The following is a 25,333-nucleotide window of genomic DNA, read 5'->3' as shown; positions in this document are numbered from 1 at the left end:
GGCGCCGGTGCAGCGCGGCAGGATCGAGCAACGCACCGAGTTGGAGCTGATGGCGCCGTCCGAGCCGGCCACCCTCTCCTCGCCCAGCGCGAGCGCCGGCGGCTCGATCGGCAGGACGCGCAGCGTGGCCCTGGTCGCCGCAGCTCAGCCGAGGCGCCCGGCTGGCCTCTGGCCTGGCCTTATCCGGGCGCCTGCGGCGGCTGCGGTGAGGCGTCGGCCTTCGCCGATTTGCGGGCCGGTGCGGCAGGAGTTCTGCTGTAAATAGCCCCGCTTACTCGCCAGTTGCAAAGCGACGGCAGCTGCATCCCCACCTCTGGGGAGAGGGCAGAAGGGATGCACTCAGGCCCCCACCGCCAGCGCAGGCGCGCAGTCCCGGCCCGCGATGCGTCCATCCGGGCGGATGACGCGAGAGGAGGAGATGTCATGGGCATGACTCTACTTGAAGCCGTAGTCGCAGGCCGCGAGGGTGACGAGCTGGGCGGTCTCCCACTTCCCGAACGGTTCACCGCGGCGACGGTGCGGCTCAGCGACGTCGGCATGTTCCAGGGCGAAACGGACAAGGACGTCCGCAGGTCGCTCCGGATAGACGAAGTCCCCATGCCCGAGCTGGCGCCGGACGAGGCGCTGGTCGCGGTCATGGCCAGTGCCGTCAACTACAACACGGTCTGGTCGGCGATGTTCGAACCCATTCCGACCTTCCGTTTTCTCCAGCAGCTGGGACGCAGCGGCGGCTGGGACGCCCGCCACGACCTGCCTCACCACATCCTCGGATCCGATGCATCCGGAGTCGTGGTGCGGACCGGGTCGTCCGTGCGCCGTTGGAGCATCGGCGATCACGTGGTCGTCACTCCGGCATACGTCGACGGCCAGGAGCCGGCGACCCACAGTGACGGCATGCTGGGCAGCGAGCAGCGCGCATGGGGCTTCGAGACCAACTTCGGTGGTCTGGCCCACTTCGCCGTCGTGCGGGCCAGCCAGTTGCTGAGCAAGTCCCCGCTGCTCACGTGGGAAGAGGCCGCCGTCAACCCGTTGTGTGCCGCCACCGCGTACCGGATGCTCGTCAGCGACCGCGGCGCCCGGATGAAGCAGGGCGACGTCGTACTGATCTGGGGGGCGACCGGCGGCCTGGGCTCATACGCCGTGCAGTTCGTGCGCAACGGTGGTGGCATCCCGGTGGGTGTCGTGAGCTCGGCGGAGAAGGCCGACACCTTGCGAAGGCTCGGCTGCGAGGCGGTGATCGACCGCTCGGAGATCGAGCAGGGGGACCGCACGGTCCTCCAGCGTCCTGACGGCTGGAAGAAGCTCGGCTCAGCGATACGCGCGGCGGTGGGCGAGGATCCGCACATCGTTTTCGAGCACGTGGGCCGAGCGACCTTCGCGGCCTCGGTCTTCGTCGCCCGCCGTGGGGGCGCGATCGTGACCTGCGGATCCAGTACCGGATATGAGCACATGTTCGACAACCGCTACCTGTGGATGAAGCTCAAGCGGCTCATCGGCAGCCACGGCGCCAACCTGCACGAGCAGTGGGAGGTGAATCGGCTCATCAACATGGGCCGGATAGTTCCCACACTCTCGAAGACCTATGCCCTGGACGACGTTGCCTCGGCTGTCCGGAGCGTGCAGGTCAACGAGCACATCGGGAAGGTCGGGGTACTGTGCCTCGCCCCGCAGCCGGGGCTGGGCGTGACCGACCCCGTCGGCCGAGCACGAGTCGGCGAGGACCGGTTCCGTCTCTTCCAGGACGGAGACGGCGATGTGAGATCCGCGCCGACAGCCTGTCCGTAGTTCCCGCCCCTTCCAATGTCCCGGCATCGACGCCGGCCGGTGGCCTCATCCCCAGCTGTCGCCCCTGTCCCGTCCGTGCGGGCCGGGCGGTGAACCAGCCACGCCGCCCACCCCACGGGAGGTACGTCTTGTCCATCCTCAACGACGCTCGCCGTGCCGACCCGAAGCCGACGGTGATGCAGGCAGACACCCTCGGCAACCGCCTGGCCGAGGCTGCCGTGCGCAACCCGGACGCTCCTGCCTTCACCTTCGTCGACTTCGCAGCCGGCGGGACCGGGCAGGCCGCCGTGTCCACCTGGAGAGAGCTCGACCGTCAGGTGCGGGCAGCGGCGGCCGCGCTGCGCCGCGCGGGCGCCGGCGGCGAACCCGTGGCCGTCGTCGCCCCTCAGTGCCTCGAGTACGTCGTCGGCTTCCTTGCAGCGATCCGCGCGGGCGCCATCGCCGTGCCGCTCTTTCCGCCGGATCTCGCCCGCCATACCGACAAGCTCGCCGCCTCGCTGACCGACGCGAGGCCGACCCACATCCTCACGACCCGTGCCGAGCAGTCGGCCGTGGCGGCGTTCTGCGCCGCGAGCGGCATTCCGAACCGACCCCGTGTGCTGGCCGTCGAAGATCTCGTGTCCGCGCGGACCACCGAGGACGGCTCCGACGAACTGGCCGGCATCCAGCCGCGGCCCGAGGACTGCGCCTATCTCCAGTACACCTCGGGGTCGACACGGGCACCGTCCGGGGTGGAGATCACCCACGCCAACGTGGTCGCCAACGCGGGGCACCTCGTGCAGGCGTACGACATCCATCGGGACCGCAATCACATGGTCGGATGGCTGCCGCTCTACCACGACATGGGCCTGCTGCTGATGACCCTCCTGCCCGTCGTCGGCGGAGTGCACTCGGTGATCACCGATCCGCTGGCCTTCGTGCAACAGCCGGCGCGATGGCTGAGGTTGCTGTCCCGGTACCCGGGCGCCGTCACCGCCGCACCGAACTTCGCGTACGACTACTGCGCGCAGCGGGTACGCGAGGAGGACCGGGAGGGCCTCACCCTCGACAGGGTCGCTGTGATGATCAACGGCAGTGAACCGGTCCGGCCCACCACGTTGAACCGCTTCATGGCCGCCTTCGGCGACTACGGAGCCCGCCGAGTGGCGATGCGGCCCTCGTACGGTCTGGCGGAGGCGACGCTGATCGTCTCCGCCTCCCCCACCGAGGAAGAGCCGCAGGTCACCGCTTTCGACCGGGAACTGCTGGGCGGGGGCATCGCCAGAGTCGCCACGGACACCGCTTCCGTCCCCGTCACGGAACTCGTCTCCTGCGGACGGCCCCAGGGGCAGGAGGTGGCCATCGTGGACGCGGCGACATGCCGCCGGCAACCGGACGGCACGGTCGGGGAGATCTGGGTCAGCGGCCCCAACGTCGGGCGCGGCTACTGGGGCAATCCACAGAGCAGCGCGGAGACCTTCCGGGCGGTCCTGGCCGAGGACCGGTCCGCTGAGGGTGCCAGGCAGTGGCTGCGTACGGCCGACCTGGGCGTGTGGCACGACGGCCAGCTGTACATCACCGGCCGCATCAAGGACTTGATCATCATCGACGGCGTCAACCACTACCCCCAGGACATCGAACTGACCGTGCAGAACGCGCATCCGGCCATTCGCAAGGACCACGTGGCTGCCTTCGCCGTGTCCGCCGAGGCGGGTGAGGAGCTCGTCATCGTCGCCGAGTACTCCCCGCCCGCCACCGGTCCCGCGGCGGACCACCACAGCGTCACCCGCTCGGTGCGCCGAGCCGTTTCGACCGTCCACGCCCTGGCCGTACGGGACTTCGTCCTTGTTCCGCGCAACACCGTGCCCCGCACCACGAGCGGCAAGGTCGCCCGCCGCGCCAGCCATGACCGCTATCTGAACGGCGGCTGGAGCAGTGCCCGCAGGCCCGGGGCAGGATCCGAAGGGACGGCGTCATGAGGAGAGTCGAAGGCCCTGGCGGAACCACGCCGGGCGGTGCGCAATCCGACGCCCGCCCGGGTGGTGCGCCGGGGGCGGCATGGGGTGAGGCGGAGATCCGCCGACTGCTGCGGCAGCTGATCTCGGAGAGGTCCGACGTGCCCCCGGACGAGATCGACGACGACAGACCGCTGGCGGAGTACGGTCTGACGTCCCGTGACGCCGTCGCCGTCTCGGGGGAGCTGGAGAACGCGCTCGACGCGGTCCTGCCTGCCACCCTGCTGTGGGAGGACTCCACCGTCGACCGGCTGGTCCGCCGCCTCGCCCGGGGAGCGGCGGAGCCCGGAGCGCCCGAGGGGGTCGTGCCCGGCCGGGACGCGGCGCGCACGTCCGGGCCGGACGCACGTCTCCGCAGCCGGTCCGTCGCGGTCGTGGGCATCGGCTGCCGTCTGCCCGGCGGTGTCGAGGGGCCGGAGGCGTTCTGGGACTACCTGCTCGCCGGCGGCAACGCCGCACGCGAGGTGCCCGAGGACCGCTGGCAGGACTTCGAGGACGGTTCGAACGGCACGGCGGCTGCCCTCGCCCGCACCAGCCGGTGGGGCGGATTCCTGGGCGACATCGCGGGGTTCGACGCCGACTTCTTCGGGATCACGCCCCGCGAGGCAGAGCTGATGGACCCCCAGCAGCGCCTGCTGCTGGAGGTGACGTGGGAGGCACTCTGCCACGCCGGTGTCCCGCCGTCAGAGCTGCACGGCACTGCCACAGGGGTGTTCGTCGGTCTCAGCTCCCTCGACTACAGCCACCTGACCATGGCGGGCCTCGAGGGTGTGGCTGCCTGGACCAGCACCGGTGCGGCGGGGAGCATCGCCGCCAACCGCCTGTCCTACATGCTCGATCTGCACGGCCCGAGCATGACGATCGACACCGCCTGCTCCTCGTCGCTCGTCGCGGTGCACCAGGCGTGCCGGAGCCTGGCCGCCGGCGAGTGCGACACCGCCCTGGCCGCAGGGGTCAACGTCCTGCTCTCGCCGGTGATCACGGCGAACTTCGACCAGGCCGGCGCCCTGGCACCGGACGGCAGGTGCAAGGCCTTCGATGCCGCAGCCGACGGGATCGTCCGTGGTGAGGGGTGCGGCGTCGTCGTCCTGAAGCCACTGGACGACGCACGGCGGGCCGGCGACACGATCCTCGCCGTCATCCGGGGCACGGCGGTCAACTCCGACGGCCGCTCGTCCGGGATCATGGCGCCCAATCCCGCCGCTCAGGAGGCGCTGCTGCGCGATGCCCTCCGTGACGCCGACGTGGACGCGGCAGACATCGACTACGTCGAGGCGCACGGTACCGGCACACTGCTCGGCGATCCGATCGAGGCGGGCGCCCTGGGTGCCGTCCTGGGACTCGGCCGGCCGGCCGGCCGGCCGCTGCTCATCGGTTCCGTGAAGACCAACCTCGGGCACCTCGAAGGTGCGGCGGGCATCGTGGGTCTCATCAAGACGGTGCTTTCCCTGCACCACGGCACACTTCCCGCCAGTCTCCACTTCCGCACGCCCAACCCGCACATCGACTTCACGGCAAAGCGCCTACGCGTCGTCAGCGCAGCCACCGAGTGGCCCCGGGCGGGCCATCGGCCGGCGTTGGCGGGAGTGTCCGCCTTCGGATTCGGGGGCACCAACGCGCACGCCGTGCTCGAGCAGTGGTCTCCGGCCGGGTCACCGGCGCCGCAGGAGAGCGCTGCTCCGGGCGCTGGGGAAGCCCCTGCGCCGGACGCCGGCCCGCACGTCCTGGTGGTCACCGCCCGCTCAGCGGACCGGCTCGGTGACGCCGCCCGTGGTCTAGCCGGCTGGCTGACGACCGCGGCCGGCCGACAGACGCCCCTGTGCGACGTCGGGCACACCCTCGGACACGGTCGACGGGACGCCGTCAGCGCCGCCGTCGTGGGACGCGGGCACCAGGCCCTCGCGGCCGGGCTCCTCGCGCTGGCGGACGACCGGCCCTCGCCCGGCGTCGTGCGCGCTGCCGACGCCGGGGACACCGCGGCGGTCCCGGGCCGAGGACCGGTGTTCGTCTTCTCCGGATACGGCTCCCAGTGGTACGGCATGGGCCGCGGCCTTCTCGCGGATGACACCGCGTTCGCCGCAGCGGTGGACGACCTCGACGCGGCGTTCGCCGACGTGGCCGGCACGGCCCTGAGCCGCATGATCGCCCAGGGCGTGCCGACCACCGCCGTCCACGGCACCCAGTCCCTGCTGTACGGCGTTCAACTGGCACTCGCCCGTACCTGGCAGGCCTACGGCGTCGAACCCCGTGCCGTCATCGGCCACTCCATGGGGGAGGTGGCCGCAGCCGTGGTCGCCGGAACCCTTGATGCACGCGACGGACTGCGCGTGATCCTGGGCCGGTCGGCCCTGCTCGCCACCGTCGAGGGCGCCCGCGCCGGCGCCATGGCCTCCGTCGGGCTGCCCGAGGACACCCGCGCCGCAACGCTGGCGCGGTTCCCCGGCGTGGTGGTCGCCGTACACTCCTCGCCACGCCGATGCACGGTCACCGGCCCGGCGCAACCGGTGGCCAACCTGGTCGCCGAGCTGGAGGAAGCGGGCCTCGACGCCCGCCTGCTCGACGTCCACGGCGCCGGCCATTCGGCCGCCGTGGACGTCGTCCTGCCCGCCCTGCGCGAGGCCCTCACCGGCCTCCGGGGCAAGGCGCCCGCCATCGCCTGGTACGGAACGGTGTACGACGACCCACGCGACACGCCCGATCCCGATGCCGCGTACTGGTGCGCCAACCTCCGCCGCCCGGTCCGGCTGCGACACGCGGTGGCCGCGGCGGCGGCCGACGGCCACACCGTCTTCCTGGAGGTCTCACCCCACCCGATCGCCGCCCTGCCCATCCGCGAGACGCTCGACGAGGCACCCGGCGGGACAGCCCTCGTGCTGCCCACGCTGCGCCGGGACGACGACGAGTCCGTGGTCCTGCGCACCTCCCTGGCCGAGCTGCACCTGGCCGGAGCCCAACACCGGCGCGAGCTGCTGTGGCCGACCGGCCGGCGGACCGCCCTGCCCGCCGCGCCCTGGCGGCATGTACGCCACTGGGTCGACGGCGCGACGCGCAGGCGTCCGCCCCGCGCTGACGGACACCCCCTCCTCGGCCTGCGGATAGACCTCCCCGGCACCAACCGCGTGCTGTGGCAGGGCGACGCCGGCACCGGCGGGTGGAACCACATCGAACGGCACGTACACGGCACGGCGGTCCTGACGCTCGCGGCGTGCGCGCAGATCGTTCTCGCCGCGGCAACCGAGGCCACCGGCGTCCCGCCGGACGCCTTCCTGGTCCGCGATCTGACACTGGATCACCTCCTTCCGCTGTCGGACAGCACGCCGGTCACCACCGTCTGGGACCCGGCCGGCCCGGACAAGGCCGCCACCGTGAGCATCCAGACGCGGTCCCCCGCCGGGACCTGGCTGCGCCATGCCTCGGCCACGGTGGTGACCGGGCTGCCCGACGAGCCCCGCATTCCCGGCACCCGCGACGACGACCTCCCGGCCGTCGACGTCACCCTTCCCCACGCCACTGGGCCGGACACGCCACAGTCGGAGGCGCTGGGCGCGCTGCTCGATGCCGGCCTGCACGCGACCTCCCTGCCCCGGAGCACAGCCGGGGCCGCACAGCCGGAGCCGGACGGCGACCCGTCGGCCAACCCGTCCCCCGCGGCACTCCCCTTCTCGCTCGCCGCCCTGCGGGTGAGGCTCCGCACGACGCCGGGCCCGTGCCGCCTGCGCCGCCGCCTCGAGCAGGCCGCCGGAACCCGGGCCGGCGACAACGGTCAGCCACCTCCGCCCGAGCGCTGGACCGTCCGCCTGGACGACCGCGACGGCGACACCGTCATCGAGGCGCAGGGCGTGGCTCTGCGCACCCCCGAGCGGGCCGAGATACCACTGGCCCTGGCGGAAACCAGCTACGAAATCGTCTGGGACGAGGTCACCACACCCCCCGCCGCCGACCGCATTCCGGCCAACTGGCTGCTGCTCACCACCGGATCCGACGACACGTCCGGCAGGAGGAACCCGTTCGTCCCACCGCTCAGTTCGGCCCTCGAGCGCCGGGGAGCGAAGGTGGCGGTCGGACACTGCCGCAACGGCTCCACCGGACGGATCCTGGACGCCTGGCGCAAGGAGACCGCGAGTGCTCCCGGCTCGGTCGTTCTGCTCTGCACCGGGCCCGCTGACGGCTCCGGAGTCCGTGGGGCCGTCCTCGCGGCCACCGAGGTGGCCCGCCGGCTCGCCACCGTCCCCGGATCCGGCGCCGGCCCGCGCCTGTGGCTGGTGACCGAGCGGGCCGTGCCGGTGGCCGCCGGAGAGGCCTGCGATCCCGACCGCGCCTGCCTCCGGGGCCTGGTCCGCGTGCTGGCCCTGGAGCAACCCCAGCTCAGGGCCTGCGCGGTCGACGTCGACCGCGCGCCCGGTCTCGCCGACGACCTCGTCCAGGAGCTCCTCGGCGACTCCGAGGCCGACGAGGTCGCCTGGCGCGACGGCACCCGCTTCATCGCCCGCTTGGCCTCCGCCGCCCCGGACCGGGACGCCGCCGGGATCCGCTTCGCACGCCCGGACGGCGCCTACATCGTCACCGGCGGTCTCGGCGGGCTGGGACTGGCCACCGCCCGCCGGCTCGCCGAGCACGGTGCCGGCCGGCTCGTGCTGAACGGGCGCCGCCCGCCGGCCGAGGACACTCGGGCCGTCCTGGACGACCTGCGCGCCCTCGGGACGTCGGTGGAGGTCGTGCAGGGCGATATCGCCGAGCCCGACCTCGCGGCACGCCTTCTCGACGCCGCCCTGGCCGGGGGTCACGCCCTGCGCGGCGTCGCCCACGCGGCAGGGGTGCTGCACGACCGCATCATCACCGACCTGGAACCGGACGACGTCGAGACCGTGTTCCGGCCCAAGGTCGACGGCGCCCTGCGCCTGGAGGAGGCCGTCGCGGGGCACAGCCTCGACTGGTGGCTGGTGTTCAGCTCCGCCGCCGCCCTTCTCGGTTCCCCCGGCCAGGCCGCCTACGCCGCGGCCAACGCCTGGCTCGACGCGCTGGTGCAGCGCCGTCGTGCCGACGGTCTGCCCGCGACATCCATCGCCTGGGGCCCATGGGCTCGGATCGGAGGCGCCCCGAACACCGCGGCCATGGCGCTGGAACCCCTCATGCCGGCCCACGGGCTGGATGCCCTCCAACTGCTCCTCGCCGCCGGACGACCCCACACGGGCGTCGTACGGCTGGACGCCCGACGGGTCGTCGAGGCGTATCCGGGCATGGAGTCCGTCCCCTTCTTCACGAGCCTGCTGCACGACATCGCCCGCGAGACGGACCACTGGGGCGACCCCGATCAGCTGTGCGCCCTCGGCGCCCAGGCCCCGGCAGCGGTGCGCCGACGTCTCGCCCTCCGTGCGGCGGCCGTCATGGGCTATCGCACCGAGGACCTCGACAGTTCCGTCCCGCTCACCAGGCTCGGGCTCGACTCCCTGATGGCCGTTCGCATCCGGAACGCGGTCAAGCACGACTTCGGCGTTGTACTGCCGAACAAGCTGCTGATGCGCGGCGCCAGCCTCGATGACCTCACGGACGAACTTCTGAGCACACTCGACCTGCCTGGCGCACCGGAGTCGGTCGGCGTGGGCGACCGCACCTGCTCCCCGTCGCAGAGCGGCCCCGAGCCGAGCCGGACGACACTGCTCGCGAACGCCCCGGGTCCAAGCGGGCGGGCACCCCTGCCGACGACCATCGCCCCCCGGGACGCCGCCGAGCGGCTGGTCGCGGGAGTGTGGGAGCAGGTGCTCGGCCGGCGCCCCGACGGCGTTCTCCAGAACCTCCGGGCCGCAGGCGGCGACGACGCGACCGCCCGTGCCCTGGCCCTCGGTATCCACGCCCGGCTCGACGAGCCGCCACATGCCCTGACCCCGGAGCAGATCCTCGCCCGGCCTACCGTGGAGTCCATAGCCGACCTGATCCGCCCCGCTGTGAACGGTGACGGAGCGACTCCTCTGCGCGTGCTGCGCGATCCCGGCGGCACCACCACCCGCGCCCCGCTGTTCGTCTTCCACCCCGCCGGCGGACCGACGTCCGTGTACCGGCCGCTGGTGCGGCTGCTTCCCGCCGACCAGCCCGTCTACGGCTGCGAGCGCGTCGACGAGTTGGCGTCCATGGAGGAGAAGGCCAAGTACTACCTCGACCTGATGCGACGCATCCAGCCCCGGGGCCCGTACCAGCTGCTCGGCTGGTCCTTCGGTGGCTGCCAGGCGTACGAGATCGCCGTGCAACTGCGCGACCGAGGCGAGGACGCCGGCTATCTCGGCCTCATCGACACCATCCTGCCGGCAGCCCTGCCCGGCTCGGACTCGCAAGAGATCGTGCTGGAGCGGTTCAGACGGTTCGCCGACTACGTGGAGACCACGTTCGGCCATCACTTGCCGTTGCCGTACGAGGAGTTGCCGAGCATGACGGACGACGACCAGATCATGACGGTCATGCGCCTGGTTGCCGAGACCGGACTGTCCATGAGCCCGGGAATCCTGGAGCACCAGCGAACCTCGTACGTCGACGCCCGGATCGGCGAGCGCTACCGGCCGCGTCCGTATCCGGGGCACGTCACCCTCTACCGCGCCCAGGAGCCCCAGGTCATGATCACTGCGCTCGATCCCCGCTACCTCCGGGACGAGGCCGATCTGGGGTGGGCGCCACTGTGCCCCTCCCTCGAGGTCGTCCCGGTGCCGGGCGATCACCTGTCACTGATCGATCCGCCCCACATCGCGGTCATCGCGCAGCACCTTGCCCACACTCTGCACGGCGCCGCTGAGCCGGATCGATAGTGGCTCAGCGGCCGGGGGTACCGGCTCCGGCGACGTTCACACAGGTCGTGGTGTAAGTGATGTGGGGCGCGGGGACGAGCACGGGAACCACGACCGAGCCGAGGACGGGACTCGTGTCGCAGTGGTTGCTCTGGGACTCGGCCCCGTTCTCGCTGACGTTGACACAGGTGGTCTCGTGGGTGATGTCCGACGCCGGCGTCAACGGCGTAGCGACCACCACATCACCGACGAGCGGCCGCGTGCTGCACTCGTTGCTCTGCTCGACACCCTTGTGGCCCGTCAGGTGACCGATGCCGTCCGCACTGGCGCCACCCGCACCGACGAGAACCAGCGCACCCGCAGCCGCTGCCAGAAACGCCGCCTTCTTGCCAATGTCCATCTGAAGCCTCCGTAGGGAATCTCTACCGCGGACATCCGCGGACATCCGACTAACGACGGCAGCCCACGAAGGCTTCGGGAACACACACATATTCACTCGTCCGGACCACTCTGCCGAATCCGGCCGGCACCGGGTTCCGGTGAATCCTCTCCTTGGATGTCGACGGGGCCGGGATTCACCCGCCGGCTCGGAGCCGGTTTCCGGAAGTCGCGGGTGCGCCGAAGGCCGCCACCTTCTGAACCTGCCGATCTGCCCCACGCATACGGACGGACGAAGCCCCGGGACGAGAGGCTTCCAAGGGCTGCATTCCTGACCGGGGGAGCGGCGTCGCCTGTTCCCGGCCCGTCAGGGCCGGCGCACGTTCGTCGGCCTCAACGACACCGCGTTCGACCCGCCGCTGCCGGCCACCTGCGCGGGCGGTGCACCCGCTCCAAGACCGGCCGGGCCTTCCAGGTCCACGCCCACTACGACCGCCCCAGAGCCGCCCCGCCGGCAGGCTGCCGACCCGAACTGGCAGGCCGGGTACCGCCGCTGGCGGCCACCCGTCGAACGCGCCATGGCCTGGCTCGTCGTCCGGGGCAACCGCCGGGTCCCTTACCGAGGCGTCCTGAAGAACAACACCTGGCTCCACAACCTCCGCCGCCTGACCAACCTCGGGCTCACCCGCACGGGCCACACCTGGACCCTCGCCCCCGCGACCACATAGCCCAGGAGGGGCTGTCCCCAACCGGGACAGCCCCTCCATCAGCAAGATCTTCAGCAGACTTCTAGAACGCGACGTTGACGCAGTTGGTCTTGTACTCGATCTCGGGCGCCGGGGCGAGCAGCCCGGTGAGGGTGGCGGCCTCCGGCGCCGTGGAGCAGTTGTTGCTCTGCTCCGAGGCGCCGCCACCGCTCGCGTCGACGTTGAGGCAGTTGGTGTCGTACTCGAGCTCGGGCGTCAGCGTGCCGGTCAGCGCGAGGACGCCCGGGGCGGTGGAGCAGGTGTTGCTCTGCTCGACACCCTCCTGGCCGAACAGGTGGCCGAACCCGTGGGCACTGGCGCCACCCGCACCGACGAGAACCAGCGCACCCGCAGCCGCCGTCAGAAAGGCCGCCTTCTTGCCAACGTTCATTTGAAGCCTCCGTAGGGAATCTCTACCGCGGACATCCGCAGACATCCGACTAACGACGGCAGCCCGCGAAGGCTTCGGGAACGCACCAACATTCACTCGTCCGGACCACGAGTGCCGCTCGAGTGATCCGGCACCCGGTTATCGGGCCCTCGAACCCAGGGCATAATTCCGCCACCAATCCACGCAACGCAGACGCGGCCTCTGGAGGAATACTTCCAGAGACCGCATTCTTGACCGGACGTCACGCTTCGCCCCGTTCCGATCCCCCGGACGGGACGGAAGTCGGCCCGGTGGCTCAGCGACTCAGTGCGAGTGGTGCGGTCGGCCTGCGAAGTTGATGCAATTGGTGTGGTACTTGAGCGAGCTGGTCCCGACCAGCCCGGTGAGGGTGGCGGCCGCCGGGGCCGTGGAGCAGTCGTTGCTCTGCTCCGAGGCGCCGTGACCGCTCACATCGATGTTGATGCAGTTGGTGTCGTACTCGGCGTCGAGCGGGCCGGCCGAGGTGAGGATGCCCGGGGCCGTGGAGCAGGCGTTGCTCTGCTCGACCCCGCTGCCGAACAGGTCACCGATCCCGTGGGCACTGGCGCCACCCGCACCGACGAGAACCAGCGCGCCCGCAGCCGCCATCAGAAGGGCCGCCCTCTTGCCTACGTTCATCAAAAGCCTCCGTGTGGGGTTCTCCGCGAATGTCGACGGAGAATTCAGGCATACCAACGGAGGCCGTCATATCTTCGGGAGGACACCCAGCTTCACCCGTCCGGATCACGCATTGCACTCGAGTGATCGGGCTCCCGCTGCCCGTCGTCGAGCCCGCACGCGGAAGCGGCCCCTGGGAATGCTTCCAGGGGCCGCAACCTCGACCAGGAGGAGAATTCTTGCTTCGCCCGTCTCCAGCCCGCCGAACAGGACAGGAGGGGGTGGGTCAGCGACTCGTCGTCAGTGGCCGTGGTGGAAGTCGCCGGCGATGTTGACGCAGTTGGTCTTGTACTCGATCTCGGGCGCCGGGGCGAGCAGCCCGGTGAGGGTGGCGGCCTGCGGCGCCGTGGAGCAGTTGTTGCTCTGCTCCGAGGCGCCGCCACCGCTGGCGTCGACGTTGAGGCAGTCGGTGGTGTACTCGATGTCGGGCGACAGGCCGGTCAGCGCGAGGACGCCCGGGGCGGTGGAGCAGGTGTTGCTCTGCTCGACACCCTCGTGGCCGAAGAGGTGGCCGAACCCGTGGGCACTGGCGCCACCCGCACCGACGAGAACCAGCGCGCCCGCAGCCGCCGTCAGAAAGGCCGCCTTCTTGCCAACGTTCATTAAAGCCTCCGTGTGGGTCTTCTCCGCAGATTCCGCGGACACCGGACTAACGACGGCAACCTGAGGAGGCGTCGACACCGCACCCAGCTTCACCCATTCGGCAGAGCGGCCTCGACCCTGGCCCTGCACTCACGCCCGGGCATCGGGGGGGCGGGCGGGCATGAGTCGCCCTGCCCGACGGCGACCGGCCCGTGCTGACGGCGGGCCGGTCGAAGGACGATCACCACCTGGCGGGCGCCGCCCGGCCCCGGCCCGGAACCCGCCGGACACGCGACCGTGGCTGCGACGTGTTCCGGGGCCGGATCGGAGAAGGAGGCAGGCCGAGGGGCGTCCCGCTCAGTCGCGCGCCAGAAGGCGGGCGGCCTCGACCGCCCAGTAGGTCAGGATCTGCTCGGCACCGGCCCGGCGGATCGAGGTCAGCGTCTCCATGATCATCCGCTCCCGGTCGATCCAGCCGTTCGCCGCGGCGGCCTCGACCATCGCGTACTCGCCGGAGACCTGGTACGCCGCCACCGGTACCGGCGAGGCGTCGGCCACCTGCCGCAGGATGTCCAGGTACGCCATGGCCGGCTTCACCATCACCAGGTCGGCACCCTCGGCGAGGTCCTGTTCCAGCTCGCGCAGCGCCTCCCGGGCGTTGGCCGGGTCCTGCTGGTAGCTCTTGCGGTCGCCCTTCAGCGAGGAGCCGACCGCCTCCCGGAACGGGCCGAAGAACGCCGAGGCGTACTTGGCGGTGTAGGCGAGGATGCCCACGTCCTGGTGCCCGGCCTCGTCCAGGGCCCTGCGGATGACCGCGATCTGGCCGTCCATCATCCCGGACGGGCCGACCAGGTGGACACCGGCGTCGGCCTGCACCCGGGCCATCTCGGCGTAGCGCTCGAGCGTCGCGTCGTTGTCCACGCTGCCGTCGGCGGCCAGCACGCCGCAGTGACCGTGGTCGGTGTACTCGTCCAGGCAGAGGTCGGACATCACGACCAGGGAGTCGCCGACCTCGGAGACCACGTCCCGGATCGCCTGCTGGAGGATGCCGTCCGGGTTGGTGCCCTCGCTGCCGACCGCGTCCTGCACCTCCGGCACGCCGAACAGCATGACCCCGCCCAGGCCCGCCTCGGCGGCCTCGACCACGGCCTTGCGCAGGGTGTCGCGGGTGTGCTGGACCACGCCCGGCATCGACGTCACCGGCACCGGCGCGCTGACGCCCTCGCGGACGAACAGCGGCAGGATCAGCTCCGCCGGGTGCAGCCGGGTCTCGGCGACCAGCCGGCGCATCGCCGGGGTCGTGCGGAGCCGGCGGGGGCGAACGTACGGGAATTCAGCGGACACGGCTTCTCTCTCCGAACGGTTGTGCAGCGCCGGGGGCGACGGGGTTGCCGCCCCCGGCAGGAGGATTCTCAGCGGGCCTTGCGGCGCGAGCCCGGACGGCGCTCGCTGGGCCGGTAGACCGGCTCGCCCGCCGCGGTCGCGGCGTCGCGGCGCTTGGCCCCGAAGTCTGCCAGCGCCTGGGCCAGTGCGGCCGCCGACGGGGCCGGAGCCATCACGTCGACCCGCAGGCCGTGCTCCTCGGCGGTCTTCGCGGTGGCCGGGCCGATGCAGGCGATGACCGTCACGTTGTGCGGCTTGCCGGCGATGCCGACCAGGTTGCGCACGGTCGAGGACGAGGTGAAGAGCACCGCGTCGAAGCCGCCGCCCTTGATCGCCTCGCGGGTCTCGGCCGGCGGCGGCGAGGCGCGCACCGTCCGGTACGCCGTCACGTCGTCGACCTCCCAGCCCAGCTCGACCAGACCGGCCACCAGGGTCTCGGTGGCGATGTCGGCACGCGGCAGCAGCACCCGGTCGATCGGGTCGAACACCGGGTCGTACGGCGGCCAGTCCTCCAGCAGCCCGGCCGCGGACTGCTCGCCGGACGGTACGAGGTCGGGCTTCACGCCGAAGTCCACCAGCGCCTGCGCGGTGGTCTCGCCGACCGCCGCGACCTTGATCCCGGCGAACGCCCGGGCGTCCAGGCCGTACTCCTCGAACTTCTCGCGGACGGCGCGCACCGCGTTCACCGAGGTGAAGGCGATCCACTCGTAGCGGCCTGTGACCAGGCCCTTGATCGCCCGCTCCATCTGCTGCGGGGTGCGCGGCGGCTCGACCGCGATGGTCGGCACCTCCTGCGGCACCGCGCCGTACGAGCGGAGCTGCTCGGAGAGGCCGGTGGCCTGCTCCTTGGTCCGCGGCACCAGCACGTTCCAGCCGAACAGCGGCTTGGTCTCGAACCACGAGTGAGAGGCGCGGTGGGCGACCTGCTCGCCCACCACGGCTATCACCGAGGTCGCCGGGTCCACCGGGGCGGAGACCGGCGAGGGCAGCACCCGGGCCGCCTTCAGGTCCCCCGCGATGGTGGCCAGGGTGGCGGTGAAGGTGCGCTGGCGGGTGGTGGTGCCGGAGAGCGTCGCGCTGAGCGCCGACTCCGGCTTGCGGCCGTTGGAGACCAGCGCGTTGGCGGTGGCCGGCAGCTGGCCCAGGGTGGTGCGGACGACCAGCGTGGTCTCCGGCGCGCCCAGGTCCACCGGGCTGCCGGCGAGCAGCGCGGCGCCGTCCACGAACCGGACGTCGGTGCCGGCCGTGCCGCGCAGCGGGACGCCCGCGTAGGCCGGCACGCCGACCGACTGGGCGACACCCGGGATCACCTCGAACGGGATCCCGCCGCCCGCGCAGCTGAGCATCTCCTCGGCGGCGCAGCCGTCCAGGCCCGGGTCACCGTCGACGGTGCGGACCACGTGCTTGCCGGAGCGGACCGCCTCGGCGACCAGCTGGGCCAGGTCGAAGTCGGCGCCCTCGGCAGCGGGGGCGTGCACCTGCACACCGGCCGGACAGTGGCTGCGCACGGCGGCGGCCGTCAGCGGGTCGGCGACCAGGATGTCGGCCGAGGCCAGCACCTCGACGGCGCGCAGGGTCAGCAGGCCCGGGTCCCCGGGGCCCGCGCCCAGGAATGTGCACCGTCCGGCGGCGGCCGGCCCGCCCGCGAACGGGCTGTCGGCCGGGAACGGGGTGTCGGTGGCGGTGGTGGGGCTCATCGGGCTCGCTCCCCCATAAGGGCGGCCGCGCCCGCGTCGAGCAGCCGGGCGGCAAGGGCGTGGCCGAGGGCCGCCGCCTGCTGCTCGGCGGTCTCGTCGAGGACGATCGGACCGTTGGCGGACATCTTCAGCAGGGTGGCGCCGTCGACGGTGCCGACCACGCCCTCCAACCGCAGTTCGTACAGGTGGCCCCAGGTGGCCAGCGCAGCGACCGGCGCGGAGCAGCCGGCCTCCAGGGTGGCCAGCAGGGCACGCTCGGCGGCCACCGCGACCCGGGTGGGCAGGTGGTCCAGGGCCGAGAGGGCGGTGATCAGATCCGGGTCGGCGGTGGTGCACTCGATCGCGAGTGCGCCCTGGCCGGGGGCCGGGGTCATCAGCTCCGGGTCGAGGTGCTCGGTGATCTCGGCGGCGCGGCCGAGCCGGTTCAGACCGGCCGTGGCCAGCACCACCGCGTCGAGCTCGCCGGAGGCGACGAAGCCGATCCGGGTGTCCACGTTGCCGCGGATCGCGACCGTCTCCAGCTGGGCGCCGCGGGCGCGGGCCCACGCGTTCAGCTGGCCCATCCGGCGCGGCGAGCCGGTGCCGACCCGGGCGGTGTGCCCGGCGCCGGCCAGCTTCTCGACCAGCTCGTCCAGGGCCAGGCCCTCGCGCGCCACCAGGGCGTCGCGGACGTCCTCGCGCTCGGGCACCGCGGCCAGCACCAGGCCCGCGGGCTCGGCGGTGGGCAGGTCCTTCAGCGAGTGCACGGCGAAGTCGATCCGGCCCTCCAGCAGGGCGTCCCGCAGGGCGGAGACGAACACGCCGGTGCCGCCGATCTGTGCCAGCGCCTCCCGGGAGGTGTCGCCGTAGGTGGTGATCTCCACCAGCTCGACGGGGCGCCCGGTGAGCCGGGTCACCTCGCGGGCGACCATGCCCGACTGGGCCATGGCGAGCGCGCTGCGCCGGGTGCCGAGCCGCAGGGGTGCGGTGGCGGCCGGGGCCTGGTCGGTGAGCGGTTGACCATTCATGAGGTGATCGTCCCGGTGGTACTCGTGGGATGGCTGACGGTTCATCTGGCGCCCCCGCCCGAAGGCTGCTGGGTGCCGATCGGAGTGCCCGAGACCGCGTGCACGGCCGCCGGGTCGAGGTCGAACAGCTCGCGCAGCGCGTCCGCGTAGGACGCGCCGCCCGGCTCGGCGGCCAGCTGCTTCACCCGCACGGTCGGCGCGTGCAGCAGCTTGTCGACGACCCGGCGGACGGTCTGGGTGATCTCGGCGCGGGAGCGCTCGTCCAGACCGGGCAGCCGGGAGTCCAGGCGGCCCAGCTCGGCGGCCACCACGTCGGAGGCCATCGCCCGCAGCGCCACCACGGTCGGGGCGATCCGGGCGGCCCGCTGGGCGGCGCCGAAGGCGGCCACCTCGTCGGCGACGATGCCGGAGACGGCGTCCACGTCCCCGGCGCCGGGGGTGGCGGCGTGGGCGTGCGAGAGGCTCTCCAGGTCGACCAGGAGCGCGCCGGGCAGCTCGTGCACGGCGTGGTCGACGTCGCGCGGCATGGCGAGGTCGAGGAAGGCGAGCGGGGTGGCGGCACCGCGGGCGGCGACCGCCGCGGCGACGTCCTCGGCCCTGATCACCACGCCGGCCGCGCCGGTGCAGGAGATCACCAGGTCGACGTCGGCCAGCGCCTCGGGCACCTTGGCCAGCTCGACCGTCCTGGCCGCACCGGCGCCGAGGATCTCGACCAGCCGCTCGGCGCGCTCGGGCGTCCGGTTGGCGACCAGCAGGTCGGTGACACCGGAGCGGACGAGGGTGGCGGCGGCCAGCGAGCTCATCGAGCCCGCGCCGACCACCAGGGCCCGCTTGCCGGCGATCTCGCCCGCGCCGGCCGCGACCTGCTCCAGGCCGAAGGTCACCAGCGACTGGCCGGCCTTGTCGATGCCGGTCTCGCTGTGCGCCCGCTTGCCGACCCGCAGGGCCTGCTGGAACAGCTCGTTCAGGCCGCGCCCGGCGGTGTGCTCGTCCTGCGCCTTGGCCAGCGCGTCGCGCAGCTGCCCGAGGATCTGGCCCTCGCCGACCACCATCGAGTCCAGGCCGCAGGCCACCGAGAAGAGGTGGTGGACGGCGCGGTCCTCGTAGTGGACGTAGAGGTGGGAGGTCAGCTCCTCCAGGTCCACCCCGCTGTGGTGGGCCAGCAGCAGCGACAGCTCGGCGACGCCGGCGTGGAACTTGTCCACGTCCGCGTACAGCTCGATCCGGTTGCAGGTGTTCAGCAGCGCGGCCTCGGCGACGGTCGCGGTGGCCGCCGCGTCGTGCAGCAGCCTGGTCGGGACGTCACCGGTCAGGGCAGCGCGCTCCAGCACGCCGACCGGGGCGGTGCGATGACTCAGCCCTACGACGAGAAGACTCATGCCCGCCCCCTGGTGCCACAGATCTCGGTGCTCATGCCGGCATCACCGCGGAGAGCTCGCCCTCGCCGCCCTTGCCGGGCTTGTCGGCCTTCGGCGCCGCCTCGGCGTCCTTGGCCGCCGGCTCGGCGGTCGTACGGGTCTTGCCGGAGCCGCCGGCGGCACGGCGCAGCTTGGCGGCGGCCGCGCGGACCGGGCCGGGGGCGCGGTCCAGCACCGACTCGGTGCGGTCGGGCTCCTCGCCGGCCTTGCGCTGCTCGTGGAAGGCCAGGATCTGCAGCTCGATGGAGAGGTCCACCTTGCGCACGTCCACGCCGTCCGGGACGGTCAGCACGGTCGGGGCGAAGTTGAGGATGCTGGTGACGCCGGCCTCGACCAGGCGGTCGCAGACCTGCTGGGCGGCGCCGGGCGGGGTGGTGATGACGCCGATCGAGACGTGCTGGCTCTCCACGATGGACTCCAGTTCGTCCATGTGGCGCACCGGCAGGCCGGCCGCGCTGCTGCCGACCACGGCCGGGTCGGCGTCCAGCAGGGCCGCCACCCGGAATCCGCGGGAGGCGAAGCCGCCGTAGTTGGCGAGCGCGTGGCCGAGGTTCCCGATGCCGACGATGACGACCGGCCAGTCCTGGGTCAGGCCCAGCTCGCGGGAGATCTGGTAGACGAGGTACTCGACGTCGTAGCCGACACCGCGGGTGCCGTACGAGCCGAGGTAGGAGAAGTCCTTGCGCAGCTTCGCGGAGTTCACGCCCGCGGCGGCGGCCAGCTCCTCGGAGGAGACGGTCGGCACCGAGCGCTCGGAGAGCGCGGTGAGGGCCCGCAGGTACAGGGGAAGACGGGCGACGGTCGCCTCCGGGATTCCCCGGGCACGCGAGGGTCGGCGCGCGGCGCCCTGGTCGGGCGTCTGCGAACTGCTCTGTGGTGATCGGCCGATTGCCACGGTGCTCCTGTGGGTGAAGCTGGGCTTTGGCAGCCAGGCTATGCGTTTGTGAACGTGTGCACAAAGATGGTGTCCGATTTGTCCCCACACAGTGATGCGCATCACGCCGAGGACCCCATAGCACCGGTCCCTTTTCGGGCCGCCGCCGGGGGCTGTGCGCCCGGCGTCCGGACGGGGTATGGGGGCTCCCGAAGCGGCTCGGGCGGGCCCGCCGGCGACGCCTCGGGCGGCAGGTCGCGATGGCGCAGCGGAACGGGCTCACCGGACGGCCGGGAACGCGCCCGGCCCAGCCGCGGCCACGGCACCCGGGCCGCCTCGCGCAACGGCACCGCCCAGTCGTCCGGCGGACAGGACGGCGCCCCCACGCAGTGCCGCAGCAGCTCGGCGGTGGCCCGGGCGTCGCCCAGTGCGGTGTGCGCCGGGAACCGGCCCAGGCCGGCCGCCTCCGCGCAGGCCGCCAGGCCGAAGCCGCGGGCCTGCGGCAGGTGCGCGCGGGCCAGCCGCATCGTGCAGAGCAGGGGGACCGGCGGGAGCGGCACGCCGATCCGGGCGAACTCGCGGTCCAGGAAGGCGTGGTCGCAGGTCACGTGATGGCCGACCAGCACCCGGCCGGCCAGCAGCTCCAGCAGGCGCGGCGCGATCTCGCGGAACCGGGGGGCGCCCTCGACGTCGGCCTGGGCTATCCGGTGCACATGGGTCGGGCCGACCGGGCCCAGCGGGTCCAGCAGGGTGCAGAACTCGGCCTCGGGGCGCAGCGCCCCGTCCAGCAGCACCACGGCGACCTCGACCACCCGGTGCCGCCACGGGCTGCGGCCGGTCGCCTCCACGTCCACCACCGCGAACCCGCCGGCCCCGGCGGGCACGACAGAAGTCCCAGGGGTCGGGCCGGGAAGCATGGCGGCACTCCTCGCGTGCTCAGCCCCCCATGGGCGCAAACGAGTTCGATCGTAAGCCGACCAGCGGGGGGCTCCCCAGACCGATCCCGGTTTTCTTCACAACGATTCGGCGAACCGCCCCCGCCGGACGGCGGGGCGGCGGCAGGGGCGCGGGCCGCCCGGACCGGGCCCGGGCGCGTACCGCCCGACCCTCAGGCCCCCAGGGCGGCACGCAGGCGGCGCTCGTCGACCCGCCAGAAGTCGTGCTGGCGGCCGTCGATCAGGGTGACCGGGATCTGCTCCCAGTACTTCCGGTACAGCTCCTCGTCCTGTGTGATGTCCCTCTCCTCGAAGGACGCACCCAGCTCGCCGGCCACCCGGACGATCACCTCCCGGGCGTCGTCGCACAGGTGGCAGCCGGGCTTGCCGACCAGGGTCACGGTCCGCTCGGCCGGGTTCGGGCTCGGGTTCTTGTCACGTCGCAGCAGTGGGCTCACCCGGCCATTGTGCGCCCGCCCCACGCCGGCCCGGAGCCACGGGCGGGCCGCCCGGTGTTCACCGCGCGGGCACGCCGTCGTCACGGCCTCTCCCGGCCCGGCTGGCTATGCTCGGTGCCATGGCCGTGCTCCGAAGGCTCACCCAGTCAAGGCGTTCCACCACCGCGCGGACCGCCCTGGCCGGCGAGGCCGCGGCCGAGGCGGCGGAGGCAGCCCTGCAGGCCGAGCCGGCCGTCGCCGTCGCCCCGGACGCACCGGAGGAGCAGGCCCCGGCGGCCGACCGGTCGGCGAAGGCCCCCAAGGCACCCGCCGGGAACCACACCCCCGAGCGGGACGACCCGCGCGCCGCCGCCTTCTTCGACTGCGACAACACCATCCTGCGCGGCGCCGCGATCTTCTACCTCGGCGTCGGCCTCTACCGCCGGGGCTTCCTCACCCGCCGTGACATCGCCCGGTTCGCCTGGCAGCAGACCTGGTTCCGGCTGCACGGCGCCGAGGACCCGGACCACATGGCCGACGCCCAGCACACCGCGCTCGGCCTGGTCGCCGGCAAGCGGACCGCCGACCTCGAAGCCCTCTGCGAGGAGGTCTTCGAGCAGGTCGTCGCCGACAAGATCTGGCCCGGCACGCGCGCCCTGGTCCAGATGCACCTGGACGCGGGCCAGCGGGTCTGGCTGGTCACCGCCGCCCCGCTGGAGGTGGCCCGGGTCATCGCCCGCCGGCTCGGCATGACCGGTGCGCTCGGCACCGTCGCCGAGGCCGAGGGCGGTCTCTACACCGGCCGGCTGGTCGGCGAGCTGCTGCACGGGCCCGCCAAGGCGGCCGCCGTCCGGGCGCTGGCCCGCCGCGAACGGCTCGCCCTGGACCGCTGCGCCGCGTACAGCGACTCGGCCAACGACATCCCGATGCTCTCGCTGGTCGGCCACCCGTACGTGGTGAACCCGGACGGCGCGCTGCGCCGGCACGCCCGGGCTCAGGGCTGGCGGGTGCGGGACTTCCGGACCGGGCGCAAGGCGGCCCGGGTGGGCCTCCCGGCGGCGGCCGCACTGGGCGTCGTCGCGGGCGGGGCGGCCGCGGGGGTCGCCCTGCACCGCCGCCGGCGCGCCTGATCCGCGCCCGGGACCACACCCGGACCCGCCCGGACCCGCCCGGACCGCGTCCGGACGACGCCTCCGCCGTGCCGTGGCGCGCCGGGACGACGGCTTCCCCTGGGCGGGTGAACGCCCGTCAATCCGCATGCTGACCAGGCCGCTCGTACGGGCGAACTCCCGCGTGGCGCAGGGCCGTCCGAGCCGAGCGAACGAACCTGTCAGCCAGTGACCGGTTCTGATCGTTCGTCAGACGGGGAAAGTCGGGGGTTGCCGAGGCCAATGACTGGGAAACCGCTCGGCAGACCGCCGAATTGGTCACCCTGTGCGCCTGTTCGATCACGTTGAGCCGGATGAACGATGACATCTTCGGTCAGTGTCAGCCGAATATGCATGCAATGCGGATCCCAAACGACCACTTCGGCCACACGGTGTAGCTGTCATTGCACAAAGCGTTATTCTCTCCTGGATGCACGTCACCCACGCGCCCCTCCCGACCGGGCGGCGCGGGCGTGCTCTCCGCGCAGGCGGAGGTGATCCGTCCACAGTTCTGCCTCTGGGAGTCCCGTGTACCCACCCGTCCGGAACGACGCGCCTGCACCCTCCCGCCCGTCGCCCGCGCCCCTGCGCTCCCGTACCAGCCTCCGCGGCCGCCCGGCCTCCGCCCGGCAGATCTCCACCGGCCTGGAGCTGTTGCGCACCCTGCTCCGCAGCCAGCTCGCCGCCTCGCCCCAACTGGTCCCCGTCGGCGCCGCGTTCGGCTACGGCCCGCCCCAACCCGCCGGCCAGGCCCTGCGCACCACCGCCGCCGGCTCCTCCACCGGGACCGGCTCGCGCGGCCGGACCGGGGCCACCGGCACCAGCGGCCGCAGCCGGGCCAGAACGGCCCCGAGCCCCGGCTACGAGACCGAGCACAACCCGATCATGGAGCTGGTCGAGAAGGCCCAGGCCGGCGAGAGCGAGGCCTTCGGCCGCCTCTACGACCACTACGCGGACACCGTCTACCGCTACATCTACTACCGGGTGGGCAGCCGGGCCACCGCCGAGGACCTCACCAGCGAGACGTTCCTGCGCGCGCTGCGCCGGATCGGCACCTTCACCTGGCAGGGCCGGGACTTCGGCGCCTGGCTGGTGACCATCGCCCGCAACCTGGTGGCCGACCACTTCAAGTCCAGCCGGTTCCGGCTGGAGGTCACCACCGGCGAGATGCTCGACTCCAACGAGTGCGAGCGCAGCCCGGAGGAGTCGGTGCTGGAGTCGCTCTCCAACGCCGCCCTGCTGGACGCGGTGCGCCGGCTCAACCCGCAGCAGCAGGAGTGCGTCACGCTCCGCTTCCTGCAGGGGCTCTCGGTGGCCGAGACGGCCAGGATCATGGGCAAGAACGAGGGCGCCATCAAGACCCTCCAGTACCGCGCGGTGCGGACGCTGGCCCGTCTGCTGCCGCCCGACGCGCGGTGAGCGGAGCCGGACCGGGGGGCCGTGGCGGGAACACCGCCGGAGACGGCGCCGGGGACCGCCCCGGTGAGATAGCCGGGCAGCAGGCCGGGCGGACGACGGAGAGGGCGCCAGGGGTGCCGTCACCGTCGGTGCAGGCCCGACACGTCCGGGTGAACGGTCGGTCCGATGATCAGCCGTGCGTAACCGACCGCCCGCACCGCTCGTTGGCCAGCGTGCAAGCCTCCACCAGGCGTACGGTCAAGTCGAATTGCGACCTCTCACCCGATGGAGTGGCTTTGGCCCGCCGAGGCAACCGTCCGGCAGGCCGGGGTGTCGACAACGACGAAGGGAGGTGTGGCCCGTGACGGCAAACGTGCTGGAGCACCGGCGGGTGAAGGCCTTCGCCGAGGCGCTGGAGGCCCACCAGGCAGAGCAGCGCGGCGCCGCCGCTGGCGGATCGGCCAACACCGCTTCCACCGGGGCCGGTTCGGCCACCATGGCCGAACTGGTCGGCATGGCGGGTGCGCTCGGCGCGCTGCCCGGACCGGAGCTGGACGCGGAGGTCCGAACCGTCCAACGCGCCCAACTGATGGCCGCGTTCGAGCAGGCCTTCGCCGGCGGACCGGGCGCGACCGCCCCCCGCCAGCGCAGGCACCGGGCGGCCCGGATGGCGCCGCGCGGCCGTTGGAGCCGCCGGTTCGCGATCGGCGGCCTGGTCGCCGGGCTCGCCGTCGGCAGCTTCGCCGGCGCGGCCGTCGCCAGCTCCAGCGCGCTGCCCGGGGACACGCTCTACGGCATGAAGCGCGGCCTCGAAGGGCTCCGGCTGGACCTCGCGAACTCCGACAGCGAGCGCGGCGGGCTGCTGCTCGACAACGCCGCCACCCGGCTCGACGAGGCCCAGAGCCTGGTCGGCCGGACGGACGGCGCCGGCGCCGGCGCGCTCAGCCCGGGCACCGTCGATCGGGTCCGCAAGGCGCTCGACGACATGCACGCCGACGCCCTCAAGGGCCGCGACCTGCTGCGCTCGGTCTACCGGAGCAACGGCTCGCTCGACCCGATGCGCACCCTGGCCGGCTTCGCCCAGGACGAGGACGACCGCTGGAGCGACCTGCAGAGCAGGCTGCCGGTCCAGCTGATCCCCCAGGCGCACCTGGTCGACCAGCTCTTCGACGACATAAGCGAGGACGTCGCGCCCCTGCGACTGGCTGCGCCGCCCGCCAAGGGCGGCGACAAGGCCGGCAACGGGACGGGCGGCGACACGGGCTCCGGGCCCAACGGCAGCTCCCCGGCCGGCACCCCGGCCGTCGGCGGCAACGCCGCACCGGGCGCCGGGCCGGCCCAGAGCGGCGGCGCGGGCAGCGCCAACGGCGGCAAGGCCGGCACCACCGAGCGGGCACCGTCCACCGGGGCGGGCACGCCGGGCAACGGCGGCGTCGGCGCCCCGAGCAGCGTGCCCAGCAACGCCGCGGGCGCGGTGAACGGGCTGGTCGACAACCTCACCAACGGGCTCACCGGCACCAAGCCCTCGCCGAGCCCCGACCCGACGCCCGACCAGGCGGCCCCACAGCCGTCCGGGACGCCCAGCGCCGCCACCGGCGACGCACCGCCTCAGGGCGTCGAGGTGCCCGCGCTGATCCCCGGGCTGCTGCCCGGGCTGCGGGTCCTCGGCGGCTGACGCGGTCGAACACGGCTGA

At 72.9% G+C, this 25,333-nt stretch carries 18 protein-coding genes; 7 read left to right on the top strand and 11 right to left on the bottom strand.

Annotation, left to right across the window (positions count from 1 at the left end; genetic code table 11):
- The first annotated feature begins 429 nt into the window (after window positions 1–429).
- The 3 genes from ccrA (at window position 430) to OG286_RS22975 (ending at window position 10,570) form a co-directional block, all read left to right on the top strand.
- Window positions 430–1,785: a crotonyl-CoA carboxylase/reductase gene (gene ccrA / locus OG286_RS22985; protein ID WP_396321842.1), complete on the top strand. Its 1,356-nt coding sequence runs from the start codon at window positions 430–432 to the stop codon at window positions 1,783–1,785.
- Between the two features lie 128 nt (window positions 1,786–1,913).
- Window positions 1,914–3,743 carry a fatty acyl-AMP ligase gene (locus OG286_RS22980; RefSeq protein ID WP_405360224.1) on the top strand — a complete coding sequence of 610 codons (1,830 nt, stop codon included), beginning with the start codon at window positions 1,914–1,916 and terminating at the stop codon, window positions 3,741–3,743.
- A complete protein-coding gene (locus tag OG286_RS22975) occupies window positions 3,740–10,570 on the top strand; it encodes an SDR family NAD(P)-dependent oxidoreductase (protein WP_405360225.1) in 6,831 nt (2,276 codons plus the stop codon). The genes OG286_RS22980 and OG286_RS22975 overlap by 4 nt, the downstream gene beginning before the upstream one ends.
- A gap of 4 nt (window positions 10,571–10,574) precedes the next feature.
- On the opposite strand, the gene OG286_RS22970 is transcribed toward OG286_RS22975, so the two are convergent.
- The gene (locus OG286_RS22970) at window positions 10,575–10,949 is read right to left on the bottom strand and encodes a hypothetical protein (protein WP_396321845.1); all 375 of its coding nucleotides are present in this window, start codon (window positions 10,947–10,949) and stop codon (window positions 10,575–10,577) included.
- Between the two features lie 556 nt (window positions 10,950–11,505).
- On the opposite strand from OG286_RS22970, the gene OG286_RS22965 reads away from it, so the two are divergent.
- Window positions 11,506–11,655, top strand: coding sequence for a hypothetical protein (locus tag OG286_RS22965; RefSeq protein ID WP_396321846.1), 150 nt, complete (start codon window positions 11,506–11,508; stop codon window positions 11,653–11,655).
- 61 nt (window positions 11,656–11,716) lie between these two features.
- Here the strand turns inward: OG286_RS22965 and OG286_RS22960 are convergent, their stop codons facing one another.
- From OG286_RS22960 to OG286_RS22915, 10 genes are all read right to left on the bottom strand, one after another.
- On the bottom strand, window positions 11,717–12,064 hold the full coding sequence (locus OG286_RS22960; RefSeq protein ID WP_396321847.1) for a hypothetical protein: 348 nt from the start codon (window positions 12,062–12,064) through the stop codon (window positions 11,717–11,719).
- A 303-nt stretch (window positions 12,065–12,367) separates the two neighbouring features.
- Window positions 12,368–12,721, bottom strand: a complete 354-nt coding sequence (locus OG286_RS22955; protein ID WP_396321848.1) for a hypothetical protein — start codon at window positions 12,719–12,721, stop codon at window positions 12,368–12,370.
- Window positions 12,722–13,000: 279 nt separating this feature from the next.
- Window positions 13,001–13,363, bottom strand: coding sequence for a hypothetical protein (locus OG286_RS22950; protein ID WP_396321849.1), 363 nt, complete (start codon window positions 13,361–13,363; stop codon window positions 13,001–13,003).
- Window positions 13,364–13,699: 336 nt separating this feature from the next.
- A complete protein-coding gene (gene hemB / locus OG286_RS22945; protein WP_396321850.1) occupies window positions 13,700–14,686 on the bottom strand; it encodes a porphobilinogen synthase in 987 nt (328 codons plus the stop codon).
- 68 nt (window positions 14,687–14,754) lie between these two features.
- A complete protein-coding gene (locus OG286_RS22940; protein ID WP_396321851.1) occupies window positions 14,755–16,422 on the bottom strand; it encodes a uroporphyrinogen-III synthase in 1,668 nt (555 codons plus the stop codon).
- Window positions 16,419–17,429, bottom strand: a complete 1,011-nt coding sequence (hemC, locus tag OG286_RS22935; RefSeq protein WP_405360229.1) for a hydroxymethylbilane synthase — start codon at window positions 17,427–17,429, stop codon at window positions 16,419–16,421. The genes OG286_RS22940 and hemC overlap by 4 nt, the downstream gene beginning before the upstream one ends.
- 41 nt (window positions 17,430–17,470) lie before the next feature.
- Window positions 17,471–18,808 carry a glutamyl-tRNA reductase gene (locus OG286_RS22930; RefSeq protein ID WP_396321853.1) on the bottom strand — a complete coding sequence of 446 codons (1,338 nt, stop codon included), beginning with the start codon at window positions 18,806–18,808 and terminating at the stop codon, window positions 17,471–17,473.
- A 31-nt stretch (window positions 18,809–18,839) separates the two neighbouring features.
- Entirely contained in the window at window positions 18,840–19,742 is a 903-nt protein-coding gene (locus OG286_RS22925; RefSeq protein WP_405360232.1) for a redox-sensing transcriptional repressor Rex, read from the bottom strand.
- A gap of 101 nt (window positions 19,743–19,843) precedes the next feature.
- The gene (locus OG286_RS22920; protein ID WP_396321855.1) at window positions 19,844–20,605 is read right to left on the bottom strand and encodes an exonuclease domain-containing protein; all 762 of its coding nucleotides are present in this window, start codon (window positions 20,603–20,605) and stop codon (window positions 19,844–19,846) included.
- A gap of 224 nt (window positions 20,606–20,829) precedes the next feature.
- Entirely contained in the window at window positions 20,830–21,114 is a 285-nt protein-coding gene (locus OG286_RS22915; RefSeq protein ID WP_396321856.1) for a glutaredoxin family protein, read from the bottom strand.
- 119 nt (window positions 21,115–21,233) lie between these two features.
- Between OG286_RS22915 and OG286_RS22910 the strand changes: the two genes are divergently transcribed.
- The 3 genes from OG286_RS22910 to OG286_RS22900 all read left to right on the top strand — a co-directional run bounded on the left by OG286_RS22910 (window position 21,234) and on the right by OG286_RS22900 (window position 25,314).
- Complete coding sequence (locus OG286_RS22910) at window positions 21,234–22,223, top strand: HAD family hydrolase (protein WP_405360235.1); 990 nt, start codon at window positions 21,234–21,236, stop codon at window positions 22,221–22,223.
- Window positions 22,224–22,874: 651 nt separating this feature from the next.
- Window positions 22,875–23,660 (top strand): ECF subfamily RNA polymerase sigma factor, BldN family, encoded by a 786-nt coding sequence (locus OG286_RS22905; RefSeq protein WP_396322068.1) that lies wholly within the window; start codon window positions 22,875–22,877, stop codon window positions 23,658–23,660.
- A 340-nt stretch (window positions 23,661–24,000) separates the two neighbouring features.
- Window positions 24,001–25,314, top strand: a complete 1,314-nt coding sequence (locus OG286_RS22900) for a DUF5667 domain-containing protein (protein ID WP_405360237.1) — start codon at window positions 24,001–24,003, stop codon at window positions 25,312–25,314.
- Window positions 25,315–25,333 lie beyond the last annotated feature (19 nt).

This window comes from Kitasatospora sp. NBC_00039, assembly GCF_045160625.1.
Taxonomy (GTDB): Bacteria; Actinomycetota; Actinomycetes; order Streptomycetales; family Streptomycetaceae; genus Kitasatospora.
The sequence above is the reverse complement of the archived record's forward strand: the minus strand, read 5'-3'. Positions and strand labels throughout refer to the sequence as shown.

Coding starts and splice junctions, on each gene's coding strand:
- ccrA (WP_396321842.1), top strand. CDS start 430: ATGACTCTACTTGAAGCCGTAGTCGCAGGCCGCGAGGGTGACGAGCTG.
- OG286_RS22975 (WP_405360225.1), top strand. CDS start 3,740: ATGAGGAGAGTCGAAGGCCCTGGCGGAACCACGCCGGGCGGTGCGCAA.
- OG286_RS22970 (WP_396321845.1), bottom strand. CDS start 10,949: ATGGACATTGGCAAGAAGGCGGCGTTTCTGGCAGCGGCTGCGGGTGCG.
- OG286_RS22965 (WP_396321846.1), top strand. CDS start 11,506: ATGGCCTGGCTCGTCGTCCGGGGCAACCGCCGGGTCCCTTACCGAGGC.
- OG286_RS22960 (WP_396321847.1), bottom strand. CDS start 12,064: ATGAACGTTGGCAAGAAGGCGGCCTTTCTGACGGCGGCTGCGGGTGCG.
- OG286_RS22955 (WP_396321848.1), bottom strand. CDS start 12,721: ATGAACGTAGGCAAGAGGGCGGCCCTTCTGATGGCGGCTGCGGGCGCG.
- OG286_RS22950 (WP_396321849.1), bottom strand. CDS start 13,363: ATGAACGTTGGCAAGAAGGCGGCCTTTCTGACGGCGGCTGCGGGCGCG.
- OG286_RS22940 (WP_396321851.1), bottom strand. CDS start 16,422: ATGAGCCCCACCACCGCCACCGACACCCCGTTCCCGGCCGACAGCCCG.
- hemC (WP_405360229.1), bottom strand. CDS start 17,429: ATGAATGGTCAACCGCTCACCGACCAGGCCCCGGCCGCCACCGCACCC.
- OG286_RS22930 (WP_396321853.1), bottom strand. CDS start 18,808: ATGAGTCTTCTCGTCGTAGGGCTGAGTCATCGCACCGCCCCGGTCGGC.
- OG286_RS22910 (WP_405360235.1), top strand. CDS start 21,234: ATGGCCGTGCTCCGAAGGCTCACCCAGTCAAGGCGTTCCACCACCGCG.